Below are 25,750 nucleotides of genomic sequence, written 5' to 3'. Positions count from 1 at the left end.
CCGGCTCCCGCACCGCCCATCACCACAGAAAGCGACACAACATGCATATCGGCATCGACGTCGGCGGCACCAACACCGACGCAGTGCTCATGGACGGCCGGACCACCCTGGCCGGCGTGAAGAACTCGACGAGCCCGGATGTCACCAGCGGCATCGTGAGCGCGATCGAAGCGCTGCGGGCGGCGCGGGACTTCCGGGGCGACGACATCCAGGCGGTGATGATCGGCACGACGCACTTCATCAACGCGCTCGTCGAGGCGAAGCGCCTGGCGCCCACCGCCGCGCTTCGCCTCGGCCTGCCCGCGACCCGTGCCCTGCCTCCGCTGGTGGACTGGCCGGAGTCGCTCATCGGCGCCATCGGCGGCCGCAGCTACCTCGCGCACGGCGGCTACGAGTTCGACGGCCGTCCGATCTCGCCGATCGACGTCGCAGAGCTCAAGGGCATCGCGGCGGACATGGCGGCGAACGGGGTGCGGTCGGTGGCCATCTCCTCCGTCTTCTCGCCCGTGAACCACGACGTGGAGACGCAGGCCGCGGCCATCCTTGGCGACGAGCTGGGCGACGGCGTCGCGATCTCGCTGTCGCACGAGATCGGCCGGATCGGGCTCCTCGAGCGCGAGAACGCCACCATCATCAACGCGGCGCTGCGGGAGCTCGCCTCCGAGATCGTCGACGGCCTCACCTCGGCCGTCCGCGCGCAGGGCATCGACGCGCCCATCTTCCTCAGCCAGAACGACGGGACGCTGATGGACGAGGACTACGTGCGCCTCTACCCGGTCGCCACGTTCGCCTCCGGCCCCACCAACTCGATGCGCGGAGCCGCCCTGACCAGTGGTCTCTCGACCTGCGCGGTCGTCGACATCGGCGGCACCACGGCCGACATCGGCCTCCTCGTCAACGGCTTCCCGCGCGAGACCGCGAACGAGGTCAAGGTCGCCGGTGTCCGCACCAACTTCCGGATGCCGGATGTGCTCTCGATCGGCATCGGCGGCGGGTCCATCGTCGACACCAAGACGGCCGAGGTCGGTCCGGAGTCCGTCGGCTACCGGCTGACCTCCGAGGCCCTCGTCTTCGGCGGGTCCACCCTGACGGCGACGGACGTCGCCGTTGCGGCGGGCCGCGCCGTCATCGGCGACCCGGCGAAGGTCGCCCACCTCGATCCTGCGTTCGTGCAGCGCGTGCTCGACCGCATCGCCGAACGCGTCGCGGAGGCCGTCGACCGGATGCGCACCTCGCCCGACCCCATCCCCGTCGTGGCGGTGGGCGGCGGGTCCATCCTGCTGCCGGAGGAGCTGCCCATCTTCGGCGCCGTGCACCGGCCCGACAACTACGCCGTCGCGAACGCGATCGGCGCATCCATCGCACAGGTCGGGGGCGAGATCGACAAGGTGTACGCCGTCGAGCCCGGCCGCCGCGATGAGGCCATCGCCGCCGTTCGGGCGGAGGCGGTGGATAAGGCGATCGCGGCCGGCGCCTCCCCCACGTCGGTCGCGATCGTCGACTTCGACGAGGTGCCCATCCCCTACCTTCCCGGGAACGCGACGCGCATCCGGGTCAAGGCCGTCGGCGATCTGGCGATGGAGGTGCGGGTATGAGCTGGACGCTGACCGCCGACCGGATCGCCGAGCTCGCGCGCGGTGCGGCCGTGCTCGGGACCGGAGGAGGCGGCGACCCCTACATCGGGTCGCTGCTGGCCGCGCAGGCGCTCGCCGAGCACGGCCCGGTGACGGTCGTCTCGCTCGACGAAGTGCCCGACGACGCCCTGGTGCTCACGGTGGCGATGATGGGCGCCCCGACGGTCATGGTCGAGAAGCTGCCCAGCCTCGAGGAGGTGATCGCGCCCGTCCACGCGCTCGACACCTACCTCGGCCGCCCGGTGACCCACGTGGCGTGCGCCGAGATCGGCGGAGTCAACTCCACCATCCCGGTCGCCGCTGCCGCCGCGCTCGGTCTGCCGCTGGTCGACGCGGACGGCATGGGCCGCGCCTTCCCCGAACTGCAGATGGTGCTTCCGACCCTGTACGGCGTCACGGCGTCCCCGCTCGCCTTCGGCGATGAGAAGGGCAACGTCGGCGTCCTGAACACCGCCGACAACCACTGGACCGAGCGCATCGCCCGGGTGGCGTGCGTCGAGATGGGCTGCTCGATCATGATCTCCGGCTTCCCGATGAGCGGGTCCGTGGCCCGGGAGGCCCTGGTGCCGGGTTCGCTGGCGCACTGCCTCGCCATCGGCTCCGGGATCACCGCCGCGCGTGCCGCGAAGGCCGACGCGGTCGCCGCGACCGTCGAGCTGCTCGGCGGGCGCGAGTTCTTCTCCGGCAAGGTGGTGGATGTGGAGCGCGGCACCACGGCCGGGTTCGCCCGGGGACGCGCCCGCATCGATGGCGCGGACTCGTCGCTCGACCTCGCCTTCCAGAACGAGCACCTGATCGCGCGGTCCGGGGACGAGGTCTTCGTGACGACGCCCGACCTGATCATCGTGCTCGACGCCGAGAGCGGAGAGCCGATCACCACCGAGGGCCTGCGGTACGGGCAGCGCGTGCGCGTGATCGCCGCACCCAGCGACCCGCGCTGGCACAGCGCCGAGGCGCTGGCCATGGTCGGCCCCGGATACTTCGGCTACGACCTGCCGTCGCACCGCTTCGACGGGACGGCGGAGCGCGTGCTCGAGGGGGTGACCGCGTGAGCTGGACGCTGACCGCGGCCGACCTGCCCGACCTCGCCCGTGGGGCGACCCTCCTCGGCACCGGCGGGGGCGGCGACCCCTACATCGGCCAGATGCTCGTCGCCCGAGTGCTGAGCGAGCGGGGCATCGGAGACCGCGGCATCACCATCCTGGATCCGGACGACCTGGCCGACGACACGTTCGTCATCCCCACCGCCCAGATGGGCGCGCCGACGGTGATGATCGAGAAGATCCCGGCCGGCACCGAGCCGACGCTCGCCCTGCGGACGCTCGAGGCCCACCTCGGGCGCTCCGCCGACGCGACCATGCCGATCGAGTGCGGCGGGATCAACTCGATGATCCCGCTCATCGTCGCCGCCGAGACCGGTCTTCCCGTCGTGGATGCGGACGGCATGGGCCGTGCCTTCCCCGAGCTCTCGATGGAGACCTTCGCCGTCTACGGCGTGCACGGCTCCCCGCTGGCGCTGGCCGGCGAGCGCGGCGAGACGGTGATCATCGACACCGGCGACGACGACCGGCAGATGGAGTGGCTGGCGCGCGGCGTCACCATCCGGCTCGGCGGTGTCGGGCACATCGCGGAGTACGCGATGAGCGGTGCGGACGTGAAGCGCACCGCCGTCCCGCGCACCCTCTCGATGGCGCTCGCCCTCGGGCGGGCCATCCGCGTTGCGCGGGAGGAGCACCGGTCGCCGTTCGAGGCGATCGCGCACACCCTCTCGACGACCCTCTATTCGGAGGTCCGGGAGCTGTTCGCCGGCAAGGTCACGGACGTGGAACGCCGCACCACCGAGGGGTTCGCGAAAGGACGCGCGACCATCTCCGCCCTGGACGGCACAGGGTCGGGCAGCGCGGGCGCCTCCGGCGGCACGCTCGAGATCCGCTTCCAGAACGAGAACCTCACGGCGCACCGCGACGGCGAGCTCGTCGCGATCGTCCCCGACCTGATCTGCGTCACCGACATCGAGTCGGGAGAGCCGATCACCACGGAGGGGCTGCGGTACGGGCAGCGCGTCCGGGTGCTCGGCATCTCGACCCCGGAGATGATGCGGACGCCGGCAGCGCTCGCCGCGTTCGGCCCGCGCGCCTTCGGGCTGACCGAGGAGTTCGTCCCGGTCGAGTCGGCGCGGGCGCTGGTCTGACGCCGCCGCCGCGGCCGTCGCCGCCTACGCTGGAGGACATGAGAACTCTCGGCCAGGAGAGCCTGCCGGCTCTCGCCCGGGGCTTCTCGCTGCTCGGCTCCGGGGGCGGCGGCGCCACGACGATGCTGGAGCTGATGGTGCAGGACGCCCCCATCTGGCCGATCGTGCTGCGGGAGCCGGACGCGTTCGACCCGGCCACTCCGTGCGTCGCCGTCGCGTTCGCCGGGTCGACCTACCTGCTGACCGAGCGCCTCCCGGCGGCGGACGCGTTCGGGCCGCTGCTGGCGGCCGCCGAGCGCTGGACCGGGGTGCGCGCCAGCGCGGTGTGCGGGCTCGAGGGCTCCGGGATGAACGGGCTCAGCCCGCTGCTCCTCGCCGACCGCCTCGACCTCGTCGACGCCGACCTGATGGGCCGGGCGCTCCCCCGGCTCGACCAGATCTCGCTGCTGGTGGACGCCGTCCCCGGCGTGGTCGCGGTCTGCGACACCGGAGGCGGCGTCGTCGTGATCGACACCGCCCGGCCGGCGGACGTCGAGAGTCAGGTGCGCGCCGCCATCGTTCAGGCGGGAGGCGCCGGTGCCGTGCTCGTCGCCGGCTTCACCGTCGGCGATCTCGTCGAGCACGGCGTGGTCGGCACGGCCGGGCGCGCCCTCCGTCTCGGCCTCGGCAGCGCCGACCGGACCCTCGCCCCCTCCGCCCTCGCGGAGGCCATCGACGCCCGGCTGCTCGCGACGGGACGGGTGAGCGGCGTCCAGGCCTCCGTCGAGGACCCGTACGTCAGCGCCATCCAGCTCGACGGCGACGACGGCGCCCTGCTGCGGCTCGTGGCGCGATCGGAGCTGCTGGCCGTCGTGCGCGACGGCCTGACCACCGCCGCGAGCCCGGAGATCATCGTCGCGCTCGACTCCGTCTCGGGCGACGTGCTGCAGGTCGACGAGATCACCCTGGCCCGCAACGTGATCGTGCTCGCGCTGGCGGCCCCGGCCTGGTGGACCGCCTCCCCCGACCGCGAGCGGCACATCACGCCCGCCGGTTTCGGCCTGCGCGGACTGGAGGTGCACGCGTGAGCGACGGACTCGACCTCGCGGCCCTGTTCGCGCATCCCGCGAACGGCGGACTGCGCGCCATCGCGGGGGCGCAGCCGTCCGTCGTGTGGCGTGAACTCGTCGTCGCCGCGGACGAGTCCGGGCTGCCGGACGAGGGAGACGGACGACTCGCCGTGCTCACGGTCCCGCCGCCGGCGACGCCGTGGCAGCAGGATGCGCTGGTGCGCCGCGTCCGCGACCGCGGCTACCGCGGGCTGGTGCTCCCCGAGGCGGAGGGGTTCGGTGCGGGCACCCGCTCCCTCGCGGAGCGCCTCGGGCTGGCGCTCCTCGGCGCGGCCGACCCGATGGCGCTCGCCCGCGCCGGGTGGGAGCTGCGCGAAGGACGGGACGCGCTCACTCTCGGGTACGTCCGGCGCGTCGCGCAGTCGATCGAGTACCACGCGGACAACCTCGCGGATCTGCTGCGGCACCTCTCCGCCAGCGTGGGCCATGGCGTCGCCCTGATCGACAGTGAAGGCGTGCTGCTGGAGGCGGGGGAAGCGCTGCCCGCCTCCGTCCACGCCGCGATCGACTTCGGCCCCTGGATCAGCACCGTCGAACTCCCGGAGGGGTCCGCCGCCTCCGTCCGGGTGGACAGCCCGAGCCGCGCCGGCCTCCGGCTGGCGGTCTTCGGCCGGGGCCTCGGCGCCGTGCAGCTGAGCGCCCTGGCGGTCGCAGCGGAGGTGGCCATGCCCGCGGTCGCCGCGCGCATCCTCATCGACGAGGTGGCCGACGTGAACGATGCGGCGGTCGCCTCCGGCCTGCTGCGCGACTTCCTGGAGCTGCGCGACAGCCGCGACTCCGAGTTGGAGCAACGGATGCTCGAACGCGGCTGGCGGACGACCGGATACCATCTGGGGTTCCGTCTGGTCGGGCGCTCCCGCGTCGACACCCTCCAACTGCTGCGCCTGGTCGCCCGGGAGCTGACGGCGCTGCCCGTCGACTCGCACGCCGCCACGAGCGGTCGCGGGGTGACGGGCTGGCTCAGCTTCGCCACTCCGCCGTCGCCGAGCCGGGTCGAGGAGAGCGTGCGGGCGCTGCTCGCGATGCACACGGCCGCCCGCCGCGTGTTCAACGTCGCGACAGGGGTCGGGACGCTGGAGGGCGGCGCTACCGGACTCGTCGCCACAATCGACGGGGCCTCGGACGCCGCGCGCATCGCTGCCGGCCGCTCGGCGACGGGCTACTTCGTGCGGATCGACGCGCTCGGACTGGAGCAGCTGCTGCTGTCGTGGACCGAGAGCGACACGTTCGTCCCCGCGGCGGAATCCCTGCTCGCCCCGCTTCTCGCCCGCGGGCCGGAGCTCGTGGAGACCCTCGCCGCGTACCTGGACCACGAGTCGGGCATCGCGGCGACCGCCGAGGCGCTCGGTCTGCACCGCAACACCGTCTCCACCCGCGTCGCGCGCGCCCAGGAGCTGCTCGGTCTCGACCTCGCCGACCCCGAGACGCGCCTCGCCGTGCACCTCGCCTGCCGCGCGCTCCGCCGCTGACCCGTCCGCCTGTCCCCCACCGTCGAGTCCGCAAACTTTGCACGCCCGCACGGCGCGTCGCGTGCAAAGATCGCGGACTCGACGGCGGGGCGAGGAGGGTGGGCGGCTAGGCGGCGCCGCCGAGGTCGGGGAGGGTGATGGCGCGGCTCGACGGCGGCAGCTCGCGGATGCGCTCCAGCGCGGGGATGAGCTCGCCGGCCCACACGCGGTAGCCCTCGGCATTGAGGTGCAGACGGTCCTCGGTGTACGCGGGGTTCAGCTCGCCGTCCTCCAGCGCCATGGCCGGCCACAGGTCGAGCCAGCCGGCGTGCACGGTCGGGGCGAACTGCCACAGGTGCCGGTTGATGTCGCGGATCTGGTCGGCGAACTCGTGCCCTCGCGGCATCACGGACTGGGCCAGAATGCGCGTCTCCGGCAGCTCCTTGCGGAGCGTCACCAGCATGGTCTCGATGTTGCGGACGACGTGCTCCACCGAGCGGCGCCAGGCCAGGTCGTTGGTGCCGACGAGGAGGGCGATCAGCGCGGGCCGCGCGTCGATCACGTCCCCGAGTCGCGCGAGGACGTCGTCGGTGGTGTCGCCGGCCATCCCGAAGTTGCGAACCGCCTCACCGGGAAGCAGCGCATCCCAGTCGCCGCCCTGCGTCAGGCTGTCGCCGACGAGGGCAAGCTCACCGCGTTCGGGTCTCCACTCATCCGTCATACCGTGTCCCCGTTCCTCGCCCCCATCCTCCCTCACATCCGCGACAAGGGGAAGGAATGCGGGCCGGGGTCCCGCCGCGCGCGGCGCCTACAGCAGCGACTTGGTGTGCCAGACCGTCTTCGTCTCGGTGAAGAAGGCGATGCGGTCGAGCGACGGCGCGGCCGCATCGGGCCCGTTCTCGGGCGTCAGCACGCGCTTGAGGGTGTCCGCCGCGGCGATCTGCAGGTCCACCCAGTCGAGCTCGCCCGCGCCGACCAGATCGAGCGCGTTGACGTCGGCGTGCGAGGCCAGCCACGGCGCGATCTCGGCCGGCGAGCCGGTCAGGATGTTCACGACGCCGCCCGGCACATCGCTCGTCGCGAGCACCTCGCTGAGGCTGATCGCCGACAGCGGGAAGCGCTCGCTCGCGATCACCACGACCGTGTTGCCCGCGACCAGGGCCGGGGCGACCGCGCTGGTGAAGCCGAGCAGGCTGGAGTCCTGCGGCGCGACGATGGCGACGACGCCGGTCGGCTCCGGCACCGAGATGTTGAAGTACGGGCCGGCGACGGGGTTGGCGTTGCCCGCGACCTGCGCGAACTTGTCCGCCCATCCCGCGTACCAGACCCAGCGGTCGATCGCCTCGTCGACCTGCGCGGTCGCGACGGACGCCGAGACGCCCTCGGACTTCTGGATCTCGTCGACGAACTGGGCACGACGCCCCTCCATCAGCTCCGCGATCCGGTACAGCACCTGGCCGCGGTTGTACGCCGTGGCGCCCGACCAGCCGGAGACGGCGGCGCGCGCGGCGACGACGGCGTCGCGGGCGTCCTTGCGGGACGCCTTGGCCGCGTTCGCCAGGAACGCCCCCTTCGACGAGACGACCTCGTAGGTGCGGCCGGACTCGCTGCGCGGAAACTTCCCGCCGATGTAGAGCTTGTAGGTCTTGGGGACGGCCAGGCGGCTCATTTGGAGGCTCCCTTGCGGGTCGGGCGGACGGCGGGGATGCGGAGGCCGGAGGCGGCGGGCAGCGAACGGCCGGGCACGAGGTACGCGCCGAGACCGTGACGGCCGCCCTCGCGGCCGTAGCCGGACTCCTTGTACCCGCCGAACGGGCTGGCGGGGTCGAAGCGGTTGAAGGTGTTGGCCCAGACGACACCGGCGCGCAGCTTGTCGGCGACGGCCAGGATGCGGCTGCCCTTCTCCGACCAGATGCCGGCCGACAGCCCGTACGGGGTGTTGTTGGCCTTCGCGATCGCCTCGGCCGGAGTGCGGAAGGTCAGCACCGACAGCACAGGGCCGAAGATCTCCTCGCGGGCGATGCGGTGGCTGGTCGACACGTTGTCGAAGATGGTCGGCGCGAACCAGAACCCGTTCTCCGGGATCTCGCAGTCGGCCGTCCAGCGCTCCGCGCCCTCGGCCTCGCCGATGTCCGACAGCTCGCGGATGCGCTGCAGCTGCTCCGCGCTGTTGATCGCGCCGATGTCGGTGTTCTTGTCGAGCGGGTCGCCGAGACGCAGCGTCGACAGGCGGCTCTTCAGTCGCTCGACGACCTCGTCGTGGACGCTCTCCTGCACCAGCAGGCGGCTTCCGGCACAGCAGACGTGGCCCTGGTTGAAGAAGATGCCGTTGACGATGCCCTCGACGGCCTGGTCGATGGGAGCGTCGTCGAAGACGATGTTGGCGGCCTTGCCGCCGAGCTCCAGGGTCAGCTTCTTGGAGGTGCCGGCGACGGTGCGCGCGATCTCGCGCCCGACGGCCGTGGAGCCCGTGAACGCGACCTTGTCCACATCCGGGTGGGCGACCAGGTCGCGCCCGGTCTCCCCCGCGCCGGTGACGATGTTCACGACACCGGCGGGCAGGTCGGCCTGCTGCACGATCTCGGCGAACAGCAGCGCCGTGAGCGGCGTCGTCTCGGCCGGCTTCAGCACGACCGTGTTGCCTGCGGCGAGGGCCGGGGCGATCTTCCACGCGAGCATCAGCAGCGGGAAGTTCCACGGGATCACCTGCGCGGCCACGCCGAGCGCCCGGGGCGCGGGGCCGAGCCCGGCGTGCTCGAGCTTGTCGGCCCAGCCCGCGTAGTAGAAGAACCAGGCGGCGACGAGCGGCACGTCCACATCGCGGCTCTCCTTGATCGGCTTGCCGTTGTCGAGGCTCTCGGCCACGGCGAGCTCGCGTGCGCGCTCCTGGACGAGCCGGGCGATGCGGAAGAGGTATTTGCCGCGGTCGCTCCCGCTCATTCGCGACCAGACGCGGTCGTAGGCGCGGCGGGCGGACGCGACGGCCGCATCCACGTCGGAGGAGTCGGCGGTGGCGATGGTCGCGAGGCGCTCCTCCGTCGCGGGAGAGATGGTCTGGAACGGCGTGCCGTGCCCGGCGACGAACTCGCCGTCGATGAACAGCCCGTACTCGTCGCGCAGGGTGAGGATCGACCGCGACTCGGGAGCCGGAGCGTATTCGAGGAAGCTCATGTCAGTTCTGCTTTCGGGTCAGTCGATCGTCACGTAGTCGGCGCCGGAGTAATGCCCGGTCGCCAGCTTCTGGCGCTGCAGGAGCACGTCGTTCAGGAGGCTGGATGCGCCGAACCGGAACAGGTGCGGCTGCAGCCACCGCTCGCCCACCGTCTCCGCCACGGTCACGAGGTACTTGATGGCGTCCTTCGACGAGCGGATACCGCCGGCCGGCTTGACGCCGATCTCCTCGCCGGTGAGCCGGTGCCAGTCGCGCACGACCTCCAGCATCAGCAGGGTCACGGGCAGCGTCGCCGCCGGCGACACCTTGCCCGTTGACGTCTTGATGAAGTCGCCGCCCGCCAGGATGCTCAGCCAGGATGCGCGCCGCACGTTGTCGTACGTGTTCAGCTCGCCCGTCTCCAGGATCACCTTGAGGTGCGCGTACGTGCCGTCCTCGCGGCGGCAGGCCTCCTTCACGGCGACGATCTCGTCGAAGACGAGGCCGTACCGGCCGGACAGGAACGCCCCGCGGTCGATCACCATGTCGATCTCGTCCGCGCCGGCGGCCACGGCGTCCGCCGTGTCGGCGAGCTTGACCTTCAGGGAGGCGCGTCCGCTCGGGAAGGCGGTCGCGACGGCCGCCACGCTGACGCCGCCCTGGCCGCCCGCGCGGCGCACGGCGCCCGCGTGCGAGGCGCCCAGTGCCTCCACCGCATACGGCACCATGTCGCCGTAGACGCAGACGGCCGCGGGACGCGGCGCGGTCAGGTCGGACGGGTCGGGCGTGAGCGCCTTGGCCACGAGCGAGCGCACCTTGCCGGGGGTGTCCGCGCCCTCCAGAGTGGTGAGGTCGATCAGCTCGATGACCGTGTCGAGCGCCCACTTCTTGCTGGTGGTCTTGATGGAGCGCGTGCCGAGGCCGGCCGCGCGCTGCTCCAGGCCCACCGCATCCACTCCGGGGATGCCGTTGAGGTACCGCCGCAGCGATCCCTCCGTCAGGTCGCCGCCGAGCACCTCGACCGCGCGGGCCGCGGGTGCCAGGGTGCGCACGGGCGGCGTTGTCTCGATGGTCACGTGTTCCTCCAGATGGTGCAGCTCGGATGCTACGGAGCGGTCGTGCCGGGCGCCGTGCGCCCGAGCAGGTCGTTGGCGGTGGACTCGTCGGTGATGAGCGTCGTGCAGAGCCCGCTCGCGACGACGGCGTGGGCGACGCGGTGCTTGGCCTCCCCGGCGATGACGGCGATGGACGTCCGCGCCGAGCGGAGCTCGTCGAGGCTGAGCCCGAGGGTCCGCGCGTTGAGCTCGGGGTCGGCGACCTGTCCGTCGTCGGTGATGAAGCGGCCGACCACGTCGCCGACCGCGCCCTTCTCGGCCAGCGCGGCCACATCCTCCACCGAGAGGTACCCGGAATCGACGTGCACCGAGCTGGTGTCGACGACGCCGGCGCTGAACAGGTACGCGCTCGCGTCCCGCGCGAGCTCGAGGACGCTCTGCACCGAGCGGTCGGCCTCGATCGCCCGGCGGGTGGCGGCGTGCTCGAAGATCGCCGGGCTGGGCAGCAGGGTCGCTGTGCCCTGCGCCTTCCTGGCGATGACGACGGCCGTGTCGGCCGCCGCCGTGGCCTGGCGGGTCGAGGAGACACTGCCGTTGATCTGCACCGGGTTCACCCCGATGGCCCAGCCCGGGCGCAGGCGTGCGGCGACGGCGTGCAGGGTGCGGCCCCAGCTGACGCCCAGCGTGCGCGGCACGGGACGCAGCGTCGTCAGATAGTCCGCGGCGGCCTGCGCGACCCGGGCCTGGACGTCGGCGTCGGACTCCGCGGCGGGCACGACGACCGCATCCACCAGGCCGTAGAAGCCGCAGAGCTCGCGCTCGAGCGAGAACCGGCGGGCGCTGGGGTGGACGATCTCGATGCGCACGAACCCGTGCTCACGGGCGGCGACGAGCAGACGGCCGACCTTCCAGCGCGAGACGTTGAGGGCGACGCCGATCTCGTCCTGCGTCTTGCCGGCTTCGTAATAGAGTTCCGCGGCTTTGACGGCGAGGATCTCGTCCGAATCGTTCAGGGCCACGCCTCCAGCTTAGGAAGACCCCGCGCACGTGAGCAACATGTGTGTGGTGGATGCTCAAATGAGCAGAGCGCGTTTCGTTTATCGTTGGGTCGTGCCCACAGACCCCGCGCTCGCCGCCCCCGCCGCACCGACCCCCTACGTCCTGGCCGTCGACTTCGGCGGCACCAAGGTCGAAGCCGCCCTGGTGGATGCGGAGGGGCGCCTCGTCGAGGGCTCCCGGCACCGCCGTCCGACCGGGCGGAACGCCACCGTCCCGGAACTCGAGGAGTCGGTGGGCGGCGTCGTGCGCGCGGCTGCCGCATCCCTCCCCGCCGGTGCTTCGATCGTCGGCGTCGGCATCGGGAGCGCCGGACCGATCGACCGGCAGCGCGGGCTGGTCTCGCCCCTCAACGTGCCGCACTGGCGCGACTACCCGATGCGCGACTTCGTCGCGGGCGTCGCCGCCGAGCTCGGCCTCGCCGTGCCCGTGACGCTCGAGATGGACGGCGTGGCGATCACCATGGCCGAGCACTGGGTGGGCGCCGCCCAGGGCGTCGACAACGTCATGGGGATGGTCATCTCCACCGGCATCGGCGGCGGACTCATCGTCGGCGGCCGCGTGATCACCGGGCCGACCGGCAACGCCGGACACATCGGACACGTCGAGGTCGGCGACATCAAGGGCGAGGACACCTTCGGCAACCCGTACGCGCTGGAAGCCATGGCGTCCGGGCCGCACACCGTCGCGTGGGCGCGACAGCAGGGCTTCGAGGGGGCGACCGGGGAAGACCTGGCCGCGGCGTACGTCGCGGGCGACCTGATCGCGCGCGAGGCGATCGCCCGCACCGGCGAGGCCGTCGGGCGCGCGATCGCGTCGGCGACGGCGCTGCTCGACCTGGAACTCGTCGCCATCGGCGGCGGGTTCTCGCACTCGACGCCGGACTTGTTCGATCACATGCGCGACGTGATCGAGCACCACTACTTCCCGTTCGTGCGCAAGGTGCGGATCGTCCCGTCCGCCCTCTCCTCCGAGGGGCCGCTCATCGGAGCAGCCGCCCTCATCCACCGCGCCGCCCTCCTCCCCTGACGCCCCACCGTCGAGTCCGCACAAATTGCACGCGACACGCGGCAGCAGCGTGCAGTCTTTGCGGACTCGACGGCGGGTGGAGAGCCCGGGGGTCAGTCTTCGAGGTAGCGGGGGCGCGCGGCGACGGCGCCGGCGGCCGCCGCGGCGAGGGCGGTCGCGGTCAGCACGACGAGGGCGAGCGTCCACGAGGCGGTGAGCTGGTGGAGCACGCCCACCGCGAGCGGTCCGAGCGCGCCCAGCGTGTAGCCGAGCCCCTGCGTAAACCCGCTCAGCGCGACGGATCCTGCGTGCGTCCGGGTGCGCATGTTGATCAGCACGAGGCAGAGCGGGAACAGCAACGGCCCGAGCCCGGCCAGCGAAACCCAGAGCCACGTCGCGACGCCGGGCGCGAGGATGAGGCCGAGGTACCCCAGCACGAAGAACGCGACACCGGCGTAGATGAGCCAGGCGACGTTCCGCATCCGCGCCGCCAGCAGCGGCACGAGCAGCCCGGCCGGTATGCCCATCCCGGCATACACCGACAGCAGGGCCCCGCCCTCGAGCGGCGGGAGCCCGGCGACGTCGTGCAGGATCTCGGGCAGCCACGCGAACATCGCGTACGCGTTGAGGCTCGACACGGCGAACAGCACGGCCATCGCCCACGCCAGCGGCGAGTGCCAGACCCGGCCGGCCATCGCCGGCTGCGCCTTCTCCACCTCGACGTCGCGGTCCGGGTGCGCCGGCCTGTGCGTGATCAGGATGCGCAGCCACGGCAGGATCGCGAGCGCGCAGACCACGGCCCACATGCCGACGGAGACGTGCCACCCGGCCGCGTCGGCGACCGGAACGGCGACGAGCGGAGGCAGCAGCGTCGACACCGACATCACCGTCGCGTACAGCGAGGTGACGAGCCCGATCCGGTCCGGGAAGTACCGCTTGACCAGCGGAGGGAGCAGCACGTTGCCCACACCCATGCCCGCGAAGGTCACGGCGGACCCGATCGCCAGCACCGCGAACGACGGAGCGGCCGCGCGGATGAGATGGCCGGCCAGCATGACGCCGAGCGCCAGCAGCACGACGGCTTCGAGACTGAGCCGCCGGGTGAACGAGGGCGCGATCAGCCCGAACACGGCGAAGCAGACCGGCGGCAGCATCCCGAGCAGTCCGACCCCGATGCTCGACACGTCGAAATCGGTGCGGATCTCCGCGAAGATCGGCGACAGTGCGGCGACCGCGGTGCGGAGGTTCGCGGCGACCAGCAGGATGCCGAGCAGCGCGATCGCGCGCCCGTGCCAGAGCGGCCGCCGGTCGGCGGCCGGGTTCGCACCCGTCATCAGGCGCGCTCGTCGGCGTCGGTCGCCGGGACGACGCCGAGGATGCGCCGCGCCTGCTCGACGTCGGCCGCGATCTGCGCGATGAGCGGCTCGATGCCGGTGTACGCGACCATCCCGCGGATGCGCTCGACGAACGCGACCTCGACCGTGTGGTCGTACAGGTCGAGCTCGCGGTCGAGCACGTACGCCTCCACCTGCTTGTGGGGCACGCCCTCGAAGGTCGGGTTGTTGCCGACCGAGATCGCGGCGGGGTAGCGCTCCCCCGCGTCCGTCAGCCAGCCGGCGTACACACCGTCGGCGGGGATGAGCCCCTCCGACTCCGGCGACAGGTTCGCCGTCGGGAACCCGAGCTCGCGTCCGCGCGCAGCGCCGTGCACCACGAGTCCGCGCACGGTCGGCGCGGCGCCCAGCAGCTGCGTCGCGTGCGCGACGTCGCCGTCCGCGAGCAGCTCGCGGATCCAGGTGGAGGAGACGCGGCGGCCGTGCTCCGGCCGCACGTCGTCGATGAGCTCGACTGCGAAGCCGTACTTCTCGCCGAGCCGGCGCAGCAGGGCGACGTCGCCCGCGCCACGGGCGCCGAACCGGAAGTCGCTGCCGACCAGCACGGCCGCGGCATGCAGCCGGTCGACGAGGATGCGGTGGACGAACTCCTCGGGTTCGAGCCCGGCGAGCGCCCGGTCGAAGGCGACCATGAGCGTCGCGTCGACACCGGTGGACGCGAGCAGGTCGAGCTTCTGCGCGTTGCTGACGAGCGACGGCGGGCACTTCTCGGGCGCGAGCACTTCGAGCGGGTTGCGGTCGAAGGTGATGATGGTCGAGACCAGCCCGCGTTCGGCGGCGACGGTGCGCAGCCGGTCGATCACGGCCCGGTGGCCGGTGTGCACCCCGTCGAACTTGCCGATGGTGACGGCGCTGGGGCCCCAGCCGTCTGGAACCTCGGAGACGGTGTGGAAGACCTTCACGATGCGGCCCCGGAGGCGGCGGCCGGTGCCGCATCGGCCGGGCGGTGGCGGCGCAGCCACAGCATCCCGAGCACCGGGAGGGCCAGCGGGATGAACAGGTAGCCCATCCCGTACACCGACCACACGGTGGCGTCGCGGCCGAACGGGTCGACGTCGTGGAGGCCGAGGACGGCCGGCGCGAACAGGCTCAGCGTCCCGACGATGAGCACGCCCGCGAGCTCGAAGCTGATGGTGGCCCAGGCGACCCGGTACCAGAACCGTCCTGGCGCGATCAGCGCGATGGTCGCGACGATGTACACGACGGCAGCGAGACCGGAGAGCGTGAACGCGACCGGCGCCTCGTGGTAGCGGTCGATGATCTGGAAGACGCTGCGGCCGGTGGCCGCCAGCGCCAGGATGCCGTAGACGAAGACGAGCACCCGGCCCACCCCCGTCATCCGCCGCCTCGGGGAGGACGGCTCGGAGTCGGTGCGCGCGGACATGGTGTGGTGGGACATCGCCTTCGATTCTATTTGCCTGGAGAGGCCGTCACGCGCCCTGGACGAACCAGATCTGCCCCATCCGGTACACCATGACCGCGATGGCGAGGCAGACGCCGCCGAGGATGACCGTGCTCCACCGGTTGCGCTCGATCAGGGCCCAGAAGCCGCCGGCCAGCGGCAGGATGAGCGCCGAGATCAGATAGATGTAGAACTCGGCGAGGCTGCCCGAGGGCGGATTCCCCGCGGCGGGCGCGATGATCGCGATGACCAACTGGACGAGGAGCAGCAGCTCCACGAGGGCGACCGCGCCCATCGACACGTCGCCCGGCAGCCGTCCGACCAGCCCGAGGACGATGCACAGGATGCCCGCTGCGCAGGCGACGATCACCTGGAGCGTGACGAACCACTCGATCATGCGGGTCCGACCGCTTCGTCCGTCGGGAAGTTCACCAGGGTCCGTGCTTCCTTTCCGCGGAACTCGATGAGTCCCACCAGTGCTCCGTTCGGGGCGACGGCCGCGACCGGCACGCCGCCTGCTCCCTCGCGGTCCGCGATGTGGATGCGGCGGCCGTGCGTCAGATCGATCGCCTGCTGCTCGGTGAGGTCGAGGCGCTCGAACAGCCGGACGGCCGCATCCACCGCCGGGATCAGCGCGGCCTCCGCGTCGAGCGTAGCGAGGTCGTGGGCGTCGCGCACGTCGTACGCGCCGACCCGGGTGCGCCGCAGCGCGGTCAGGTGGCCGCCGACGCCGAGGCCGGCGCCGAGGTCGCGGGCGAGCGAGCGGATGTACGTGCCGGACGAGCAGACGACGCGGACGTCGAGGTCGATCGCGCCCGCGTCGCGGCGCGTGCCGATCAGCTCGAACTCGGACACAGTGACCGCCCGCGGCTTCAGCTCCACCTGCTCCCCCGCGCGGACGCGGGCGTACGCGCGCTTCCCGTCGACCTTGATCGCGCTGACGGAGGACGGGATCTGCTCGATCTCGCCGGTCAGCCGGGCGATGCCCGCGGCGATCGCGTCGCCGGTCACGGCATCGAGCGCAGCCTGCGACGCCTGCTCGCCCAGCTCTCCCTCGGCGTCGTCGGTCGTCGACGACGCCCCGAGACGGATGGTCGCCAGGTACTCCTTGTCCGCGCCGACGATGTAGGTCAGCAGGCGCGTGGAGGAGTTGATCCCGAGGATGAGGAGCCCGGTCGCCATCGGATCCAGCGTGCCGGCGTGCCCGACCTTGCGGGTGGCCGCCGCGCGTCGCACGCGCGAGACGACGTCGTGGCTCGTCATGCCCGCCGGCTTGTCGACGAGGATGAGACCGCTGCCGGTCATGCGCCCTGCGCCTTCGCCGGGGCGGAGGCGGCGCCGTTCTCGGCGGCCACCCCCAGGACCAGTTCCAGCTTGGTGCGGAACGTGCACTCCAGCAGCTCCGTCGCCGCCTCGTCCCGGCCGTACTCGTCGGGCAGCCGCAGTCCCAGGAGCGTGTTGAGCAGCATCCCCTCGGCGAGGAAGGAGCGCGTCTGCTCGGGCGTGAAGCCGGCCTCGTCGCGCAGCAGGCGGTAGATCGCCAGGAAGCCGTCGCGCGCCTTCGCGCCGATGGTCGGGTCCTGGCCCATGCTGAACGCCTGCATGAGCGACAGCAGGAGTCCGCGGTCCTCGATCAGGTTCACGTAGGCGAGGCCCAGGCGACGGCCGATCTCTCCGTGCCCGCCGGCGACCGGCGTGCCATCGCTGACGACGGCGGCGGCGGCCGCGGGCGAGCCCTCCGCCTTCCAGTCCTCCAGCGTGCGGGTGAAGGCGACGAGCAGACGCTCCAGCGACCGCGAGAGCACACCGACGAACAGGTTCTCCTTGCCGCCGAACATGCGGACCACGTACGGCTGGCTGATTCCGGCCGCCTTCGCGATCTGGTCGGTCGTCGCGCCGAAGTAGCCGCGCTCGCCGAACACCCGGCTGGCCGCTTCGAGGATCTGCTCGCGGCGCTCGGCCGACGGGATCCTCTCGCTGATCTTGTCTGTCACGCTTGACAGGTTATCAGCCGATTACTAGTGTCAGCTCTTGTAATCATCCGATAACCACATTTCCCGACGACCATCTCTCTTGGAGGCGTGCATGTCCGCTCCCCTCACCCGCGACGCCGGCGGCACGACCGCCCGCTCCCGGCGCATCCCGATCTGGCTGGCGATCGTCGCCGCCTCGCTGCCCATGTTCATGGCGACCCTCGACAACCTGGTCGTCACCAGCGCGCTGCCGGTGATCGCGAAAGACCTCAGCGCCTCCATCGAGGAGCTGCAGTGGGTGGTCAACGCGTACACCCTCACCTTCGCGACGCTGATGCTGATGGCGGTCGGCCTGGGCGACCGGCTCGGCCGGCGCTCCGTCTTCCTCGGCGGCATCGCCGTCTTCACCCTCGCCAGTGCGGCAGCCGCGCTCTCCACCGAGCCGTGGCAGCTCATCGGCGCCCGCGCGCTGCAGGGCGCCGGCGCCGCAGCCCTCCTCCCCCTGTCGCTGACCCTGCTCGCCGGGAGTGTGAGCGAGCGCATGCGCCCCGCCGCCATCGGCATCTGGGGCGGCATCTCGGGACTCGGCGTCGCTCTCGGTCCGCTCATCGGCGGGGCCGTGGTGGAGGGATGGAACTGGCAGGCCATCTTCTGGCTCAACGTCCCGCTCGGCGTGATCGCCGTCCCGCTGGTGCTTCTCGCCCTGCCGAACAGCTTCGGCGCCCGAGTCAGGGCCGACGTCGTCGGCCTGCTGCTCGCCGCCCCCGGCGTGCTCGGAGTGGTCTGGGCGATCGTGCGCGGGAACGACGCGGGATGGGGAAGCGCCGAGGTGCTGATCCCGCTCATCGCGGGCGCCGCGCTGCTGGTGGCCTTCGTCCTCTGGGAGTCGCGCACGGCGGCGCCGCTGCTGCCCCTCCGGCTGTTCCGCGACCGCAGCTTCACGGTGGCCAACCTCGTCGGCGTGACCTTCAGCTTCGGCATCTTCGGGGCGATCTTCATCCTCATCCAGTTCCTGCAGGTCGTGCAGGGCCACACGCCGCTCGAGGCGGGCGTGATGACGATGCCGTGGACCCTCGCCCCGATGGTCGTCGCACCGCTCACCGGTCTGCTGTCGTCGCGCACCGGCACGCGCCTCCCGGTCGTCGCCGGCCTCGTCCTGCTCGCCGTCGCGATGGGCTGGATCGCCCTCACCCTGTCGGCCACGCTGCCCTACTCGGAGATGTGGCCGCCGTTCCTGCTGGCCGGGATCGGCATGGGCCTCGTCTTCGCCCCCAGCTCGACGGCGGTGCTCGCGAACATGCGGCCGGCCGACCACGCAAAGGCATCCGGGACGAACTCCACGCTCCGGGAGGTCGGAGTCGCTCTCGGCGTCGCCGTCCTGACCGCGGTGTTCACCGGCGCGGGCGGCACGCTCACCCCGACCGGCTATGTGGATGCGGCGATCCCCGCCGTCTGGGTCGGCGCCGGAGTCCTCGGCGCGGCCGCGCTGATCTCGCTGGCGCTGCCCGGCCGCCGGGCAGCGGGCCGCATCCGCCCTCGCCGACGCCGAACCCATCCCCGTCCTCGCCGACTGACCCCGCCGTCGAGTCCGCGAACTTTGCACACCGCCACGGCGCGTCGCGTGCAAAATCTGCGGACTCGACGGTGGGTGGCGCGCCGCGGTTAGGCTGGAGCGCGTGCGTATCGGCGTGATCGGAGCGGGAGCCATCGGCGGGACGATCGCCGCGCTCCTCGATCGCGTCGGACACCTCGTCGAGGTGACCGCCCGGGGCGAGCAGCTGGCGGCCATCCGCGACGGGGGCCTGCGGCTCGACGGAGGATGCGGCTCCCACACGGCGCGGATCGCCGCCGCGGAGACCCTCCAGACCCGCCCGGAGCTGGCGTTCGTCACCACGAAGGCCCAGGATGCGCCCGCTGCGATCCGCGCCAACGCCGCCGTCCTCGACGGCATCACCGTCGTGGTCGTGCAGAACGGCCTCGCCGGTCTCCGCGAGGCGGAGCAGCTGCTGCCGGGATCCGACTGCGTCGGCGCCCTCGCGCTGTACGCCGCGAGCTACCTCTCCCCCGGCCTCGTCTCCGTCACAACGACGGCCAACACCTACCTCGGCGCCGGAGACGGCCCGCCACCGCAAGCGGCCGTCGACGCCGCGCGCATCCTCGACGCCGCCATGCCCGCGTTCGCGATCGACAACTTCACCGGCGCGCAGTGGACCAAGCTGATGGTCAACCAGATCAACGCCCTCCCCGCGATCACCGGTCTCAGCGCGCAGCAGGTGCTCGGCGACCGGCGACTGCGGGCGGTCGTCACGGCGAGCCTGCAGGAGGCCACCCGCGTCGGCTACGCGCGCGGGGTGCGCTACGGCAGCATCCAGGGCCTCGACGACCGCATCCTCCGCGTGGTCGCGCGGGCGCCGCGCTGGGCGGCGCAGGCCGTTCCCCTGCTCATGAAGCGGCGGATGGGGTCGACCCCGAACCCGGGATCGACGCTGCAGAGCATCCGCCGCGGTCAGCTCACCGAGATCGACTACCTGAACGGCGCCGTCGTCGACGAGGCCCGCACCGCCGGCATCGAGGCGCCGGTCAACGCGGCGATCACCGCCCTGGTCCACGAGGTGGAGCGCACCGGCACGTTCCTCTCCCCCGACCAGGTCCACGAGCGGATGCGTCCCCTGCTGGCGTGACCAGCGGGCCCCCGAGCGTGCGAACTCAGAGCGCGCGAACTCAGAGCGCGCGAACTCAGAGCGCGCGAACTCAGAGCGCGCGAACTCAGAGCGCGCGGTCGATGCGCAGCGGAAGCTCCGGCTCGGAGTCGTCGACCAGATGATCGGCGTGCGCGAGCGGCCGGGCGTCGTCGAGGTACACCGTCTCCTGCAGCGCGTTCACGAGCAGGATGGAGGTGTTCCAGGCATCGCGCAGCGACGGCCGCAGCACGAACTCCCCGTCGACGACGAGCACCGCATCCTGACCGGCCGACAGCCAGCGGGCCTCGACCGGCTGGTCCCGCTCCTCGTCGTAGGCCGCGGTCTGGAACCCGGCGCTGCCGCCCAGCCGGAACGGGTCGAGCAGCACGCGCCGCAGGGCCACGTAGTCGTAGGCGTCGCGGTAGTAGCTCGCCTCGGTCTCCGGTCCGAGGCGCGTCCGGTACGACCGCGAGGTGTGGAAGTCCGCGAGGCGGGCCCGGAACGTGTCCGCTCCTGCCTCTCGGAAGACCAGGGCGAGGTCGTCCGCGAAAGGACCGCCCTGCGTGCCTCCGTCGACCCCGACGATCACCCGGCCCACCGGCGAGACCGCGCGGATGTCGCCGACCAGCGCGCGCAGGAACAGCACACGCGGCGTCGGAGGAAGCATCATGCGACGAGCATAGGCCGTGCCACCGGTTAGCCTCGATGCATGCACGACTTCGCCCGATCGGTGGTGGACTGGTACCACGCCAACCGGCGCGACCTGCCGTGGCGGCGCGACGGTTTCACGCCCTGGGGCACCCTCGTCAGCGAGTTCATGCTGCAGCAGACGCCGGTCACGCGCGTCATCCCGCGCCTCGAGGAGTGGCTGACCCGCTGGCCGACCCCGGCCGCCCTGGCCGCCGTGCCGCCGGGAGAGGCGGTGCGCGCCTGGCAGTCGCTCGGCTACCCGCGCCGCGCCCTGTGGCTGCATGCGGCCGCGGTCGCGATCACCGAGCAGCACGACGGCGTCGTGCCGGAGGATGTGGATGCGCTGCTCGCGCTCCCCGGCATCGGCGACTACACGGCGAGGGCCGTCGCGGTCTTCGCCTACGGCAACCGCCACCCGGTCGTCGACACGAACATCCGCCGCGTCATCGCACGGGCGATCGACGGTCAGGCGGAGCCGGGACCGCCCGGGAAGCGCGATCTTGCCGCGATGGAGGCGTTGCTGCCGGAGGACCGCGCGGCGTCGGCCGCGTTCAACGCCGGGATGATGGAGCTGGGCGCGATCGTGTGCGTCGCCCGCACACCGCGCTGCGACGCGTGCCCGGTGGCCGCGCGCTGCGCGTGGCGTCAGGCCGGCTATCCCGCGTACGACGGACCGAAGAAGGCCGTGCAGAAGCGCTACGAAGGCAGCGACCGCCAGGTGCGCGGGCGCATCCTCGCCGAACTGCGCGGGTCGCACATCCCGGTGACCGCGGCCGAGCTCGAGGCGGTGTGGCCGGATGCCGCTCAGCGCGACCGCGCGCTCGCGGGTCTCCTCGCCGACGGCCTCGCGGTCGCGGCGGAGGGCGGCTACACCCTGCCCTGAGCGGCCCGCTCGGCCGTCAGCCGTCAGCCGTCGGCCGTCAGCTCTGCGAGAATACCAGCGGATCCCAGTCCTGGATGCGTATACGGAAGACCAGCCCCTCCGTGACGAACGGGTCGCCCGCGATGAAGCGCTCCGCGGCATCCCTGCTGCGGAAGATCGCCATGGAGCCCTGCGTGGCGGGATCGCCGAAGGTGCCGATCATCAGCACATCGCCGCCGGTGGCGAACTCGTCGAGGTAGGCGCGGTGGCGCGGGTACGTCTCGACGAGACGCTGGAAGTGCTCAGGACCCGCGTCGGGGTCGGCATCGTAGTACGAGACGGCGAACATGCCGTCAGCCTAGAGCCGACCCGGCGCGGCGGTCAGTGCTTCTCGACGCCGGACTCTTCGTCGTCTGCCTCGTCGTCGTCCTCGTCGTCGAAGTCGTCCTCGTCGTCGTCCTCGAACTCGCGGGGCTTGACGTACGGGTCCTCGTCACCCGCGTAGTTCGCGGAGGCCGCGAGGCCGGCGACCTCGGCGTCCCGCTCCCGCGCCTCGCGGAGCAGGCTCTCGATCTGCGCGGCGTTCTCCGGGATGGCGTCGAGCTGGAACTCCAGCGTCGGCGTGAGCCGGGCCGTGATGTTCTTGCCGACCTCGCTGCGGAGCATGCCGGTCGCCGCCTTCAGGGCGGCGGCGCTGTCCTCGCGCTCCTGCTCGGTGCCGTACACCGTGTAGAACACGGTGGCGTGCTGCAGGTCGCCGGTCACCTGGACGTCCGTGATGGTCACGAAGCCGAGGCGCGGGTCGCGGAGGCCGCGATCGAGACGCTTGGCGATGATCTCCTTGATCCTGTCCGCGAGCTTCCTCGCGCGTGCCGGATCAGCCATGGGGTACTCCTCTCAGACAAGATGGCCGGTGGCGATGCCACCGGCCATCCTCTCGACTCAGACGCGAGGCTTCTCGCGAAGCTCGGTCGTCTCGATCTCGTCGCCGATCTGGATGTCGTTGTACTTCCCGAGACCGATACCGGCCTCGAAGTCCGTACGGACCTCGGTGACGTCGTCCTTGAACCGGCGCAGCGACTCGATGGCGAGGTTGTCCCCCACCACCACGCCGTCGCGGATGACCCGCGCCTTGGCGTTTCGCGTGATCGTCCCGGAGCGGACGATGACACCGGCGATGTTGCCGAACTTCGAGGAGCGGAACACCTCGCGGATCTCGGCGACACCGGACTGGACCTCTTCGAACTCGGGCTTGAGCATGCCCTTCAGCGAGTTCTCGATGTCCTCGATGGCGTTGTAGATGACCGAGTAGAAGCGCACATCCACACCCTCGCGGGCGGCACGCTCGCGCGCCTTCACGTCCGGGCGGACGTTGAAGCCGATCACGATCGCGTTGTCGATGGTCGCCAGGTCGATGTCCGACTCGGTGATCGCGCCGACGCCGCGGTGCAGGATGCGGAGGCTCACCGAGTCGTCCACCTCGATCTTCATGAGCGACTCCTCCAGCGCCTCCACGGCACCGGACACGTCGCCCTTGATGATGAGGTTGAGCGCCTCGACCTTGCCCTCTTCCAGAGCGCGGGTGAAGTCCTCGAGCGAGATGCGCTTGCGGGCCTTCGCCAGCTGCGCGTTGCGCTCCGCCGCCTCACGCTTCTCGGCGATCTGACGGGCGGTGCGGTCCTCCTCGGTGACGAGGAACACGTCGCCGGCTCGCGGGACGCTGGAGAGACCCTGCACCTGGACCGGACGCGACGGGGCGGCCTCGAAGACGGCCTCGCCGTTCTCGTCGGCCATGGCACGGACACGGCCGTAGGCGGTGCCCGCCACGATCGCGTCGCCCACCCGGAGCGTTCCGGACTGGATGAGCACGGTCGCCACGGCGCCGCGGCCCTTGTCGAGCTTCGCCTCGATGGCGACACCGCGGGCGTCCTTGTTCGGGTTCGCGCGCAGGTCGAGACCGGCGTCGGCAGTCAGCAGGACCGCGTCGAGGAGGTTCTGGATGCCGATGTCGTTGCGCGCGGACACGTCCACGAACATGACGTCGCCGCCGTACTCCTCCGCCACCAGGCCGAACTCGGTGAGCTGCTGGCGCACCTTGGCCGGGTTGGCCTCCGGCTTGTCGATCTTGTTCACAGCGACCACGATCGGCACGTTCGCCGCCTGGGCGTGGTTCAGCGCCTCGATGGTCTGCGGCATGATGCCGTCGTCCGCCGCGACCACGAGGATCGCGATGTCGGTGACCTGCGCACCACGGGCACGCATGGCGGTGAACGCCTCGTGACCCGGGGTGTCGATGAAGGTGATGGCACGCTCGATGCCTTCGTGCTCCGTCCACACCTGGTACGCACCGATGTGCTGGGTGATGCCGCCGGCCTCGCCCGCGACGACGTTCGCGTTGCGGATGGCGTCGAGGAGGCGCGTCTTACCGTGGTCGACGTGACCCATGACGGTGACGACCGGCGGCCGGATCTCGAGGTCTTCGTCGGACTCGCCGGCGAGCTCGCCGTCGAGGTCGATGTCGAAGCCCTCCAGGAGCTCCTTGTCCTCGTCCTCGGGCGAGACGACCTGGATCTTGTAGCCCAGCTCCTCGCCGAGCACCTCGAAGGTGGCCTCGTCGAGCGACTCGGTCGCGGTCGCCATCTCGCCCAGGTGGAAGAGGACGGTGACCAGCGACGCGGGGTTCGCGTCGATCTTGTCGGCGAAGTCGGAGATGGACGCGCCACGGCGCAGCCGGACGACGGTGTTGCCGTCGCCGCGGGGAACGGACACGCCGCCCAGCGACGGGGCCTCCCGCATCTCGAATTCCTGGCGCTTCGCGCGCTTCGACTTGCGTGCCTTGCTCTTGCCGCCACCGCGGCCGAACGCGCCGGCCGTGCCGCCGCCCGGTCCACGACCACGGCCGCCGCCGCCACCGGGGCGCGGTCCGCCGAAGCCGCCGCCGGGGCGCTGGAAGCCGCCGCCGGCGCCCGCGCCAGCACCTGCACCGGTGCCGGGTCGCTGCTGGAAGCCGGGACGACCGCCGCCGCCCTGACGCGGGCCGGGACGGTTGCCGCCACCCTGGCCGGGAGCGCCGATGCGCGGCGAGCCGGGACGCGGCGGGGTCGGACGAGGGATGTTGCCGGGCGAGGGACGCTGTCCCATGCCCTGCGACGACGAGAACGGGTTGTTGCCGGGACGCGGCGTGCGCTGACCCATCCCCTGGTTCGACGAGTACGGGTTGTTGCCCGGGCGCGGGGCGCTCGGGCGCGGGATGCCACCGCCGGCGGGGCGGGGGGCGGACGCCGGCTTGACGGCGTCCGGGGTCGCCGGGGCTCCGGCGGCCGGGGTGCTCGCGGCAGCCTTCTCCGCCGCCTTCTCGGCAGCGGCCTTCTCGGCAGCGGCCTGACGCTCGGCGACCGACATCGGCGCCTGCGGCTTGGGCCCGGCATCCGTCTCGGCCTCGGCGGCGGCAGGTGCCTGCGCCGGACGCGGCGCGGCCGGACGCGGCGCCTGGGACGGCGCCTTCGGTGCGGCAGCGGTCGCCTTCTCGGCGGTCGGCTTCGCACCCTCGGCCTCGAGGGCGGCACGCAGCTTGCGTGCTACCGGGGGCTCGATGCTGGAGGACGGTCCCTTGACGAACTCGCCCATCTCCTTGAGCTTCGCGAGCGCGACCTTGCTGTCGACGCCGAGCTCGCTCGCGACCTCATGTACGCGTGGTTTTGCAGCCACAATTCTCCTGTCTGGGCCCACCCCAGACAGGGGCAGGCGTTAATAGCGGACGGATCTCATTTCGAGACACTCATCGGTTGTCACTCATGTGAAGTCAACTTCTTCAGCCTGTTCTAATGAATTGCGACCGGATGGTCGCGGTGTCGAGCGTCCCCTCCACCCGAAGCGCCCGCCCGAAGGCCCGGCGTTTCAACGCGAGTTCGAGACACTCCTCGACCGGATGCAGCCACGCGCCCCGCCCTGGACGGGTGGCGGACGGGTCCACCACGAGTTCCGAATCCTGGGCGACGATCCTCAGAAGAGAGGACCGGGGAGCGCGAGAACGGCATCCGACGCACGTTCTGACGGGTTCCATCCTACTCCTCCCGGCGGCACGCGCCGAACGGAC

At 71.9% G+C, this 25,750-nt stretch carries 25 protein-coding genes; 9 read left to right on the top strand and 16 right to left on the bottom strand.

The genetic code is table 11. The features are described 5' to 3' along the window. The first annotated feature begins 41 nt into the window (after positions 1-41). The 5 genes from BJ963_RS02225 to BJ963_RS02205 are packed head-to-tail and all read left to right on the top strand — an operon-like array spanning position 42 to position 6,403. The gene (locus BJ963_RS02225; RefSeq protein WP_179454306.1) at positions 42-1,595 is read left to right on the top strand and encodes a hydantoinase/oxoprolinase N-terminal domain-containing protein; all 1,554 of its coding nucleotides are present in this window, start codon (positions 42-44) and stop codon (positions 1,593-1,595) included. Then, complete coding sequence (locus tag BJ963_RS02220) at positions 1,592-2,686, top strand: S-methyl thiohydantoin desulfurase family protein (RefSeq protein WP_179454304.1); 1,095 nt, start codon at positions 1,592-1,594, stop codon at positions 2,684-2,686. Before BJ963_RS02225 ends, BJ963_RS02220 begins: the two co-directional genes overlap by 4 nt. Continuing rightward, positions 2,683-3,825: an S-methyl thiohydantoin desulfurase domain-containing protein gene (locus tag BJ963_RS02215; protein WP_179454302.1), complete on the top strand. Its 1,143-nt coding sequence runs from the start codon at positions 2,683-2,685 to the stop codon at positions 3,823-3,825. The genes BJ963_RS02220 and BJ963_RS02215 overlap by 4 nt, the downstream gene beginning before the upstream one ends. 38 nt (positions 3,826-3,863) lie before the next feature. Further along, positions 3,864-4,892 (top strand): S-methyl thiohydantoin desulfurase domain-containing protein, encoded by a 1,029-nt coding sequence (locus tag BJ963_RS02210; protein ID WP_179454300.1) that lies wholly within the window; start codon positions 3,864-3,866, stop codon positions 4,890-4,892. After that, complete coding sequence (locus tag BJ963_RS02205) at positions 4,889-6,403, top strand: helix-turn-helix domain-containing protein (protein WP_179454298.1); 1,515 nt, start codon at positions 4,889-4,891, stop codon at positions 6,401-6,403. Before BJ963_RS02210 ends, BJ963_RS02205 begins: the two co-directional genes overlap by 4 nt. Before the next feature lie 106 nt (positions 6,404-6,509). On the opposite strand, the gene BJ963_RS02200 is transcribed toward BJ963_RS02205, so the two are convergent. The 5 genes from BJ963_RS02200 to BJ963_RS02180 all read right to left on the bottom strand — a co-directional run bounded on the left by BJ963_RS02200 (position 6,510) and on the right by BJ963_RS02180 (position 11,607). Further along, positions 6,510-7,103 carry an SGNH/GDSL hydrolase family protein gene (locus BJ963_RS02200; protein ID WP_179454296.1) on the bottom strand — a complete coding sequence of 198 codons (594 nt, stop codon included), beginning with the start codon at positions 7,101-7,103 and terminating at the stop codon, positions 6,510-6,512. A gap of 87 nt (positions 7,104-7,190) precedes the next feature. Continuing rightward, positions 7,191-8,051, bottom strand: a complete 861-nt coding sequence (locus BJ963_RS02195) for an aldehyde dehydrogenase family protein (protein WP_089912494.1) — start codon at positions 8,049-8,051, stop codon at positions 7,191-7,193. Next, positions 8,048-9,553: an aldehyde dehydrogenase family protein gene (locus BJ963_RS02190; protein WP_179454294.1), complete on the bottom strand. Its 1,506-nt coding sequence runs from the start codon at positions 9,551-9,553 to the stop codon at positions 8,048-8,050. Before BJ963_RS02190 ends, BJ963_RS02195 begins: the two co-directional genes overlap by 4 nt. Positions 9,554-9,571: 18 nt before the next feature. Beyond that, the gene (gene deoC, locus BJ963_RS02185; protein WP_089912500.1) at positions 9,572-10,609 is read right to left on the bottom strand and encodes a deoxyribose-phosphate aldolase; all 1,038 of its coding nucleotides are present in this window, start codon (positions 10,607-10,609) and stop codon (positions 9,572-9,574) included. Between the two features lie 29 nt (positions 10,610-10,638). Then, entirely contained in the window at positions 10,639-11,607 is a 969-nt protein-coding gene (locus tag BJ963_RS02180) for a sugar-binding transcriptional regulator (RefSeq protein ID WP_089912503.1), read from the bottom strand. Between the two features lie 91 nt (positions 11,608-11,698). On the opposite strand from BJ963_RS02180, the gene BJ963_RS02175 reads away from it, so the two are divergent. Next, positions 11,699-12,673 (top strand): ROK family protein, encoded by a 975-nt coding sequence (locus BJ963_RS02175; protein WP_179454291.1) that lies wholly within the window; start codon positions 11,699-11,701, stop codon positions 12,671-12,673. A gap of 92 nt (positions 12,674-12,765) precedes the next feature. Here BJ963_RS02175 and BJ963_RS02170 read toward each other — a convergent pair whose 3' ends face one another. The 6 genes from BJ963_RS02170 to BJ963_RS02145 are packed head-to-tail and all read right to left on the bottom strand — an operon-like array spanning position 12,766 to position 17,442. Next, positions 12,766-13,986 (bottom strand): MFS transporter, encoded by a 1,221-nt coding sequence (locus BJ963_RS02170; protein ID WP_179454290.1) that lies wholly within the window; start codon positions 13,984-13,986, stop codon positions 12,766-12,768. Continuing rightward, positions 13,986-14,948, bottom strand: a complete 963-nt coding sequence (locus tag BJ963_RS02165; RefSeq protein WP_179454288.1) for a bifunctional riboflavin kinase/FAD synthetase — start codon at positions 14,946-14,948, stop codon at positions 13,986-13,988. The genes BJ963_RS02170 and BJ963_RS02165 overlap by 1 nt, the downstream gene beginning before the upstream one ends. Beyond that, a complete protein-coding gene (locus BJ963_RS02160; protein ID WP_179454286.1) occupies positions 14,945-15,445 on the bottom strand; it encodes a hypothetical protein in 501 nt (166 codons plus the stop codon). Before BJ963_RS02160 ends, BJ963_RS02165 begins: the two co-directional genes overlap by 4 nt. Positions 15,446-15,476: 31 nt before the next feature. Next, positions 15,477-15,845 carry a hypothetical protein gene (locus BJ963_RS02155; protein WP_179454284.1) on the bottom strand — a complete coding sequence of 123 codons (369 nt, stop codon included), beginning with the start codon at positions 15,843-15,845 and terminating at the stop codon, positions 15,477-15,479. After that, on the bottom strand, positions 15,842-16,753 hold the full coding sequence (truB, locus tag BJ963_RS02150; RefSeq protein ID WP_179454282.1) for a tRNA pseudouridine(55) synthase TruB: 912 nt from the start codon (positions 16,751-16,753) through the stop codon (positions 15,842-15,844). Before truB ends, BJ963_RS02155 begins: the two co-directional genes overlap by 4 nt. Next, positions 16,750-17,442: a TetR family transcriptional regulator gene (locus tag BJ963_RS02145; protein ID WP_179454280.1), complete on the bottom strand. Its 693-nt coding sequence runs from the start codon at positions 17,440-17,442 to the stop codon at positions 16,750-16,752. Before BJ963_RS02145 ends, truB begins: the two co-directional genes overlap by 4 nt. A gap of 91 nt (positions 17,443-17,533) precedes the next feature. On the opposite strand from BJ963_RS02145, the gene BJ963_RS02140 reads away from it, so the two are divergent. Next, positions 17,534-19,087 carry a DHA2 family efflux MFS transporter permease subunit gene (locus BJ963_RS02140; RefSeq protein WP_179454278.1) on the top strand — a complete coding sequence of 518 codons (1,554 nt, stop codon included), beginning with the start codon at positions 17,534-17,536 and terminating at the stop codon, positions 19,085-19,087. 10 nt (positions 19,088-19,097) lie between these two features. Then, positions 19,098-20,102 carry a 2-dehydropantoate 2-reductase gene (locus BJ963_RS02135; protein WP_179454276.1) on the top strand — a complete coding sequence of 335 codons (1,005 nt, stop codon included), beginning with the start codon at positions 19,098-19,100 and terminating at the stop codon, positions 20,100-20,102. Between the two features lie 85 nt (positions 20,103-20,187). Here BJ963_RS02135 and BJ963_RS02130 read toward each other — a convergent pair whose 3' ends face one another. Beyond that, positions 20,188-20,772 (bottom strand): nucleoside/nucleotide kinase family protein, encoded by a 585-nt coding sequence (locus BJ963_RS02130; RefSeq protein WP_179454274.1) that lies wholly within the window; start codon positions 20,770-20,772, stop codon positions 20,188-20,190. Between the two features lie 39 nt (positions 20,773-20,811). Between BJ963_RS02130 and BJ963_RS02125 the strand changes: the two genes are divergently transcribed. Beyond that, positions 20,812-21,675 carry an HhH-GPD family protein gene (locus tag BJ963_RS02125; protein WP_089912530.1) on the top strand — a complete coding sequence of 288 codons (864 nt, stop codon included), beginning with the start codon at positions 20,812-20,814 and terminating at the stop codon, positions 21,673-21,675. Between the two features lie 37 nt (positions 21,676-21,712). Here BJ963_RS02125 and BJ963_RS02120 read toward each other — a convergent pair whose 3' ends face one another. The 4 genes from BJ963_RS02120 to BJ963_RS02105 all read right to left on the bottom strand — a co-directional run bounded on the left by BJ963_RS02120 (position 21,713) and on the right by BJ963_RS02105 (position 25,717). Further along, a complete protein-coding gene (locus BJ963_RS02120; protein ID WP_179454272.1) occupies positions 21,713-22,003 on the bottom strand; it encodes a YciI family protein in 291 nt (96 codons plus the stop codon). Positions 22,004-22,035: 32 nt separating this feature from the next. After that, entirely contained in the window at positions 22,036-22,539 is a 504-nt protein-coding gene (gene rbfA, locus BJ963_RS02115) for a 30S ribosome-binding factor RbfA (RefSeq protein WP_179454269.1), read from the bottom strand. Positions 22,540-22,596: 57 nt separating this feature from the next. After that, a complete protein-coding gene (gene infB / locus BJ963_RS02110) occupies positions 22,597-25,362 on the bottom strand; it encodes a translation initiation factor IF-2 (protein WP_179454267.1) in 2,766 nt (921 codons plus the stop codon). Between the two features lie 103 nt (positions 25,363-25,465). Beyond that, positions 25,466-25,717 (bottom strand): YlxR family protein, encoded by a 252-nt coding sequence (locus BJ963_RS02105; protein WP_081626598.1) that lies wholly within the window; start codon positions 25,715-25,717, stop codon positions 25,466-25,468. Between the last annotated feature and the right edge of the window lie 33 nt (positions 25,718-25,750).

It is taken from the genome of Leifsonia soli, from assembly GCF_013408745.1.
Lineage (GTDB): Bacteria > Actinomycetota > Actinomycetes > Actinomycetales > Microbacteriaceae > Leifsonia > Leifsonia soli.
Note: the sequence above shows the minus strand (reverse complement) of the source record. Positions and strands in the feature narration are given on the sequence as shown.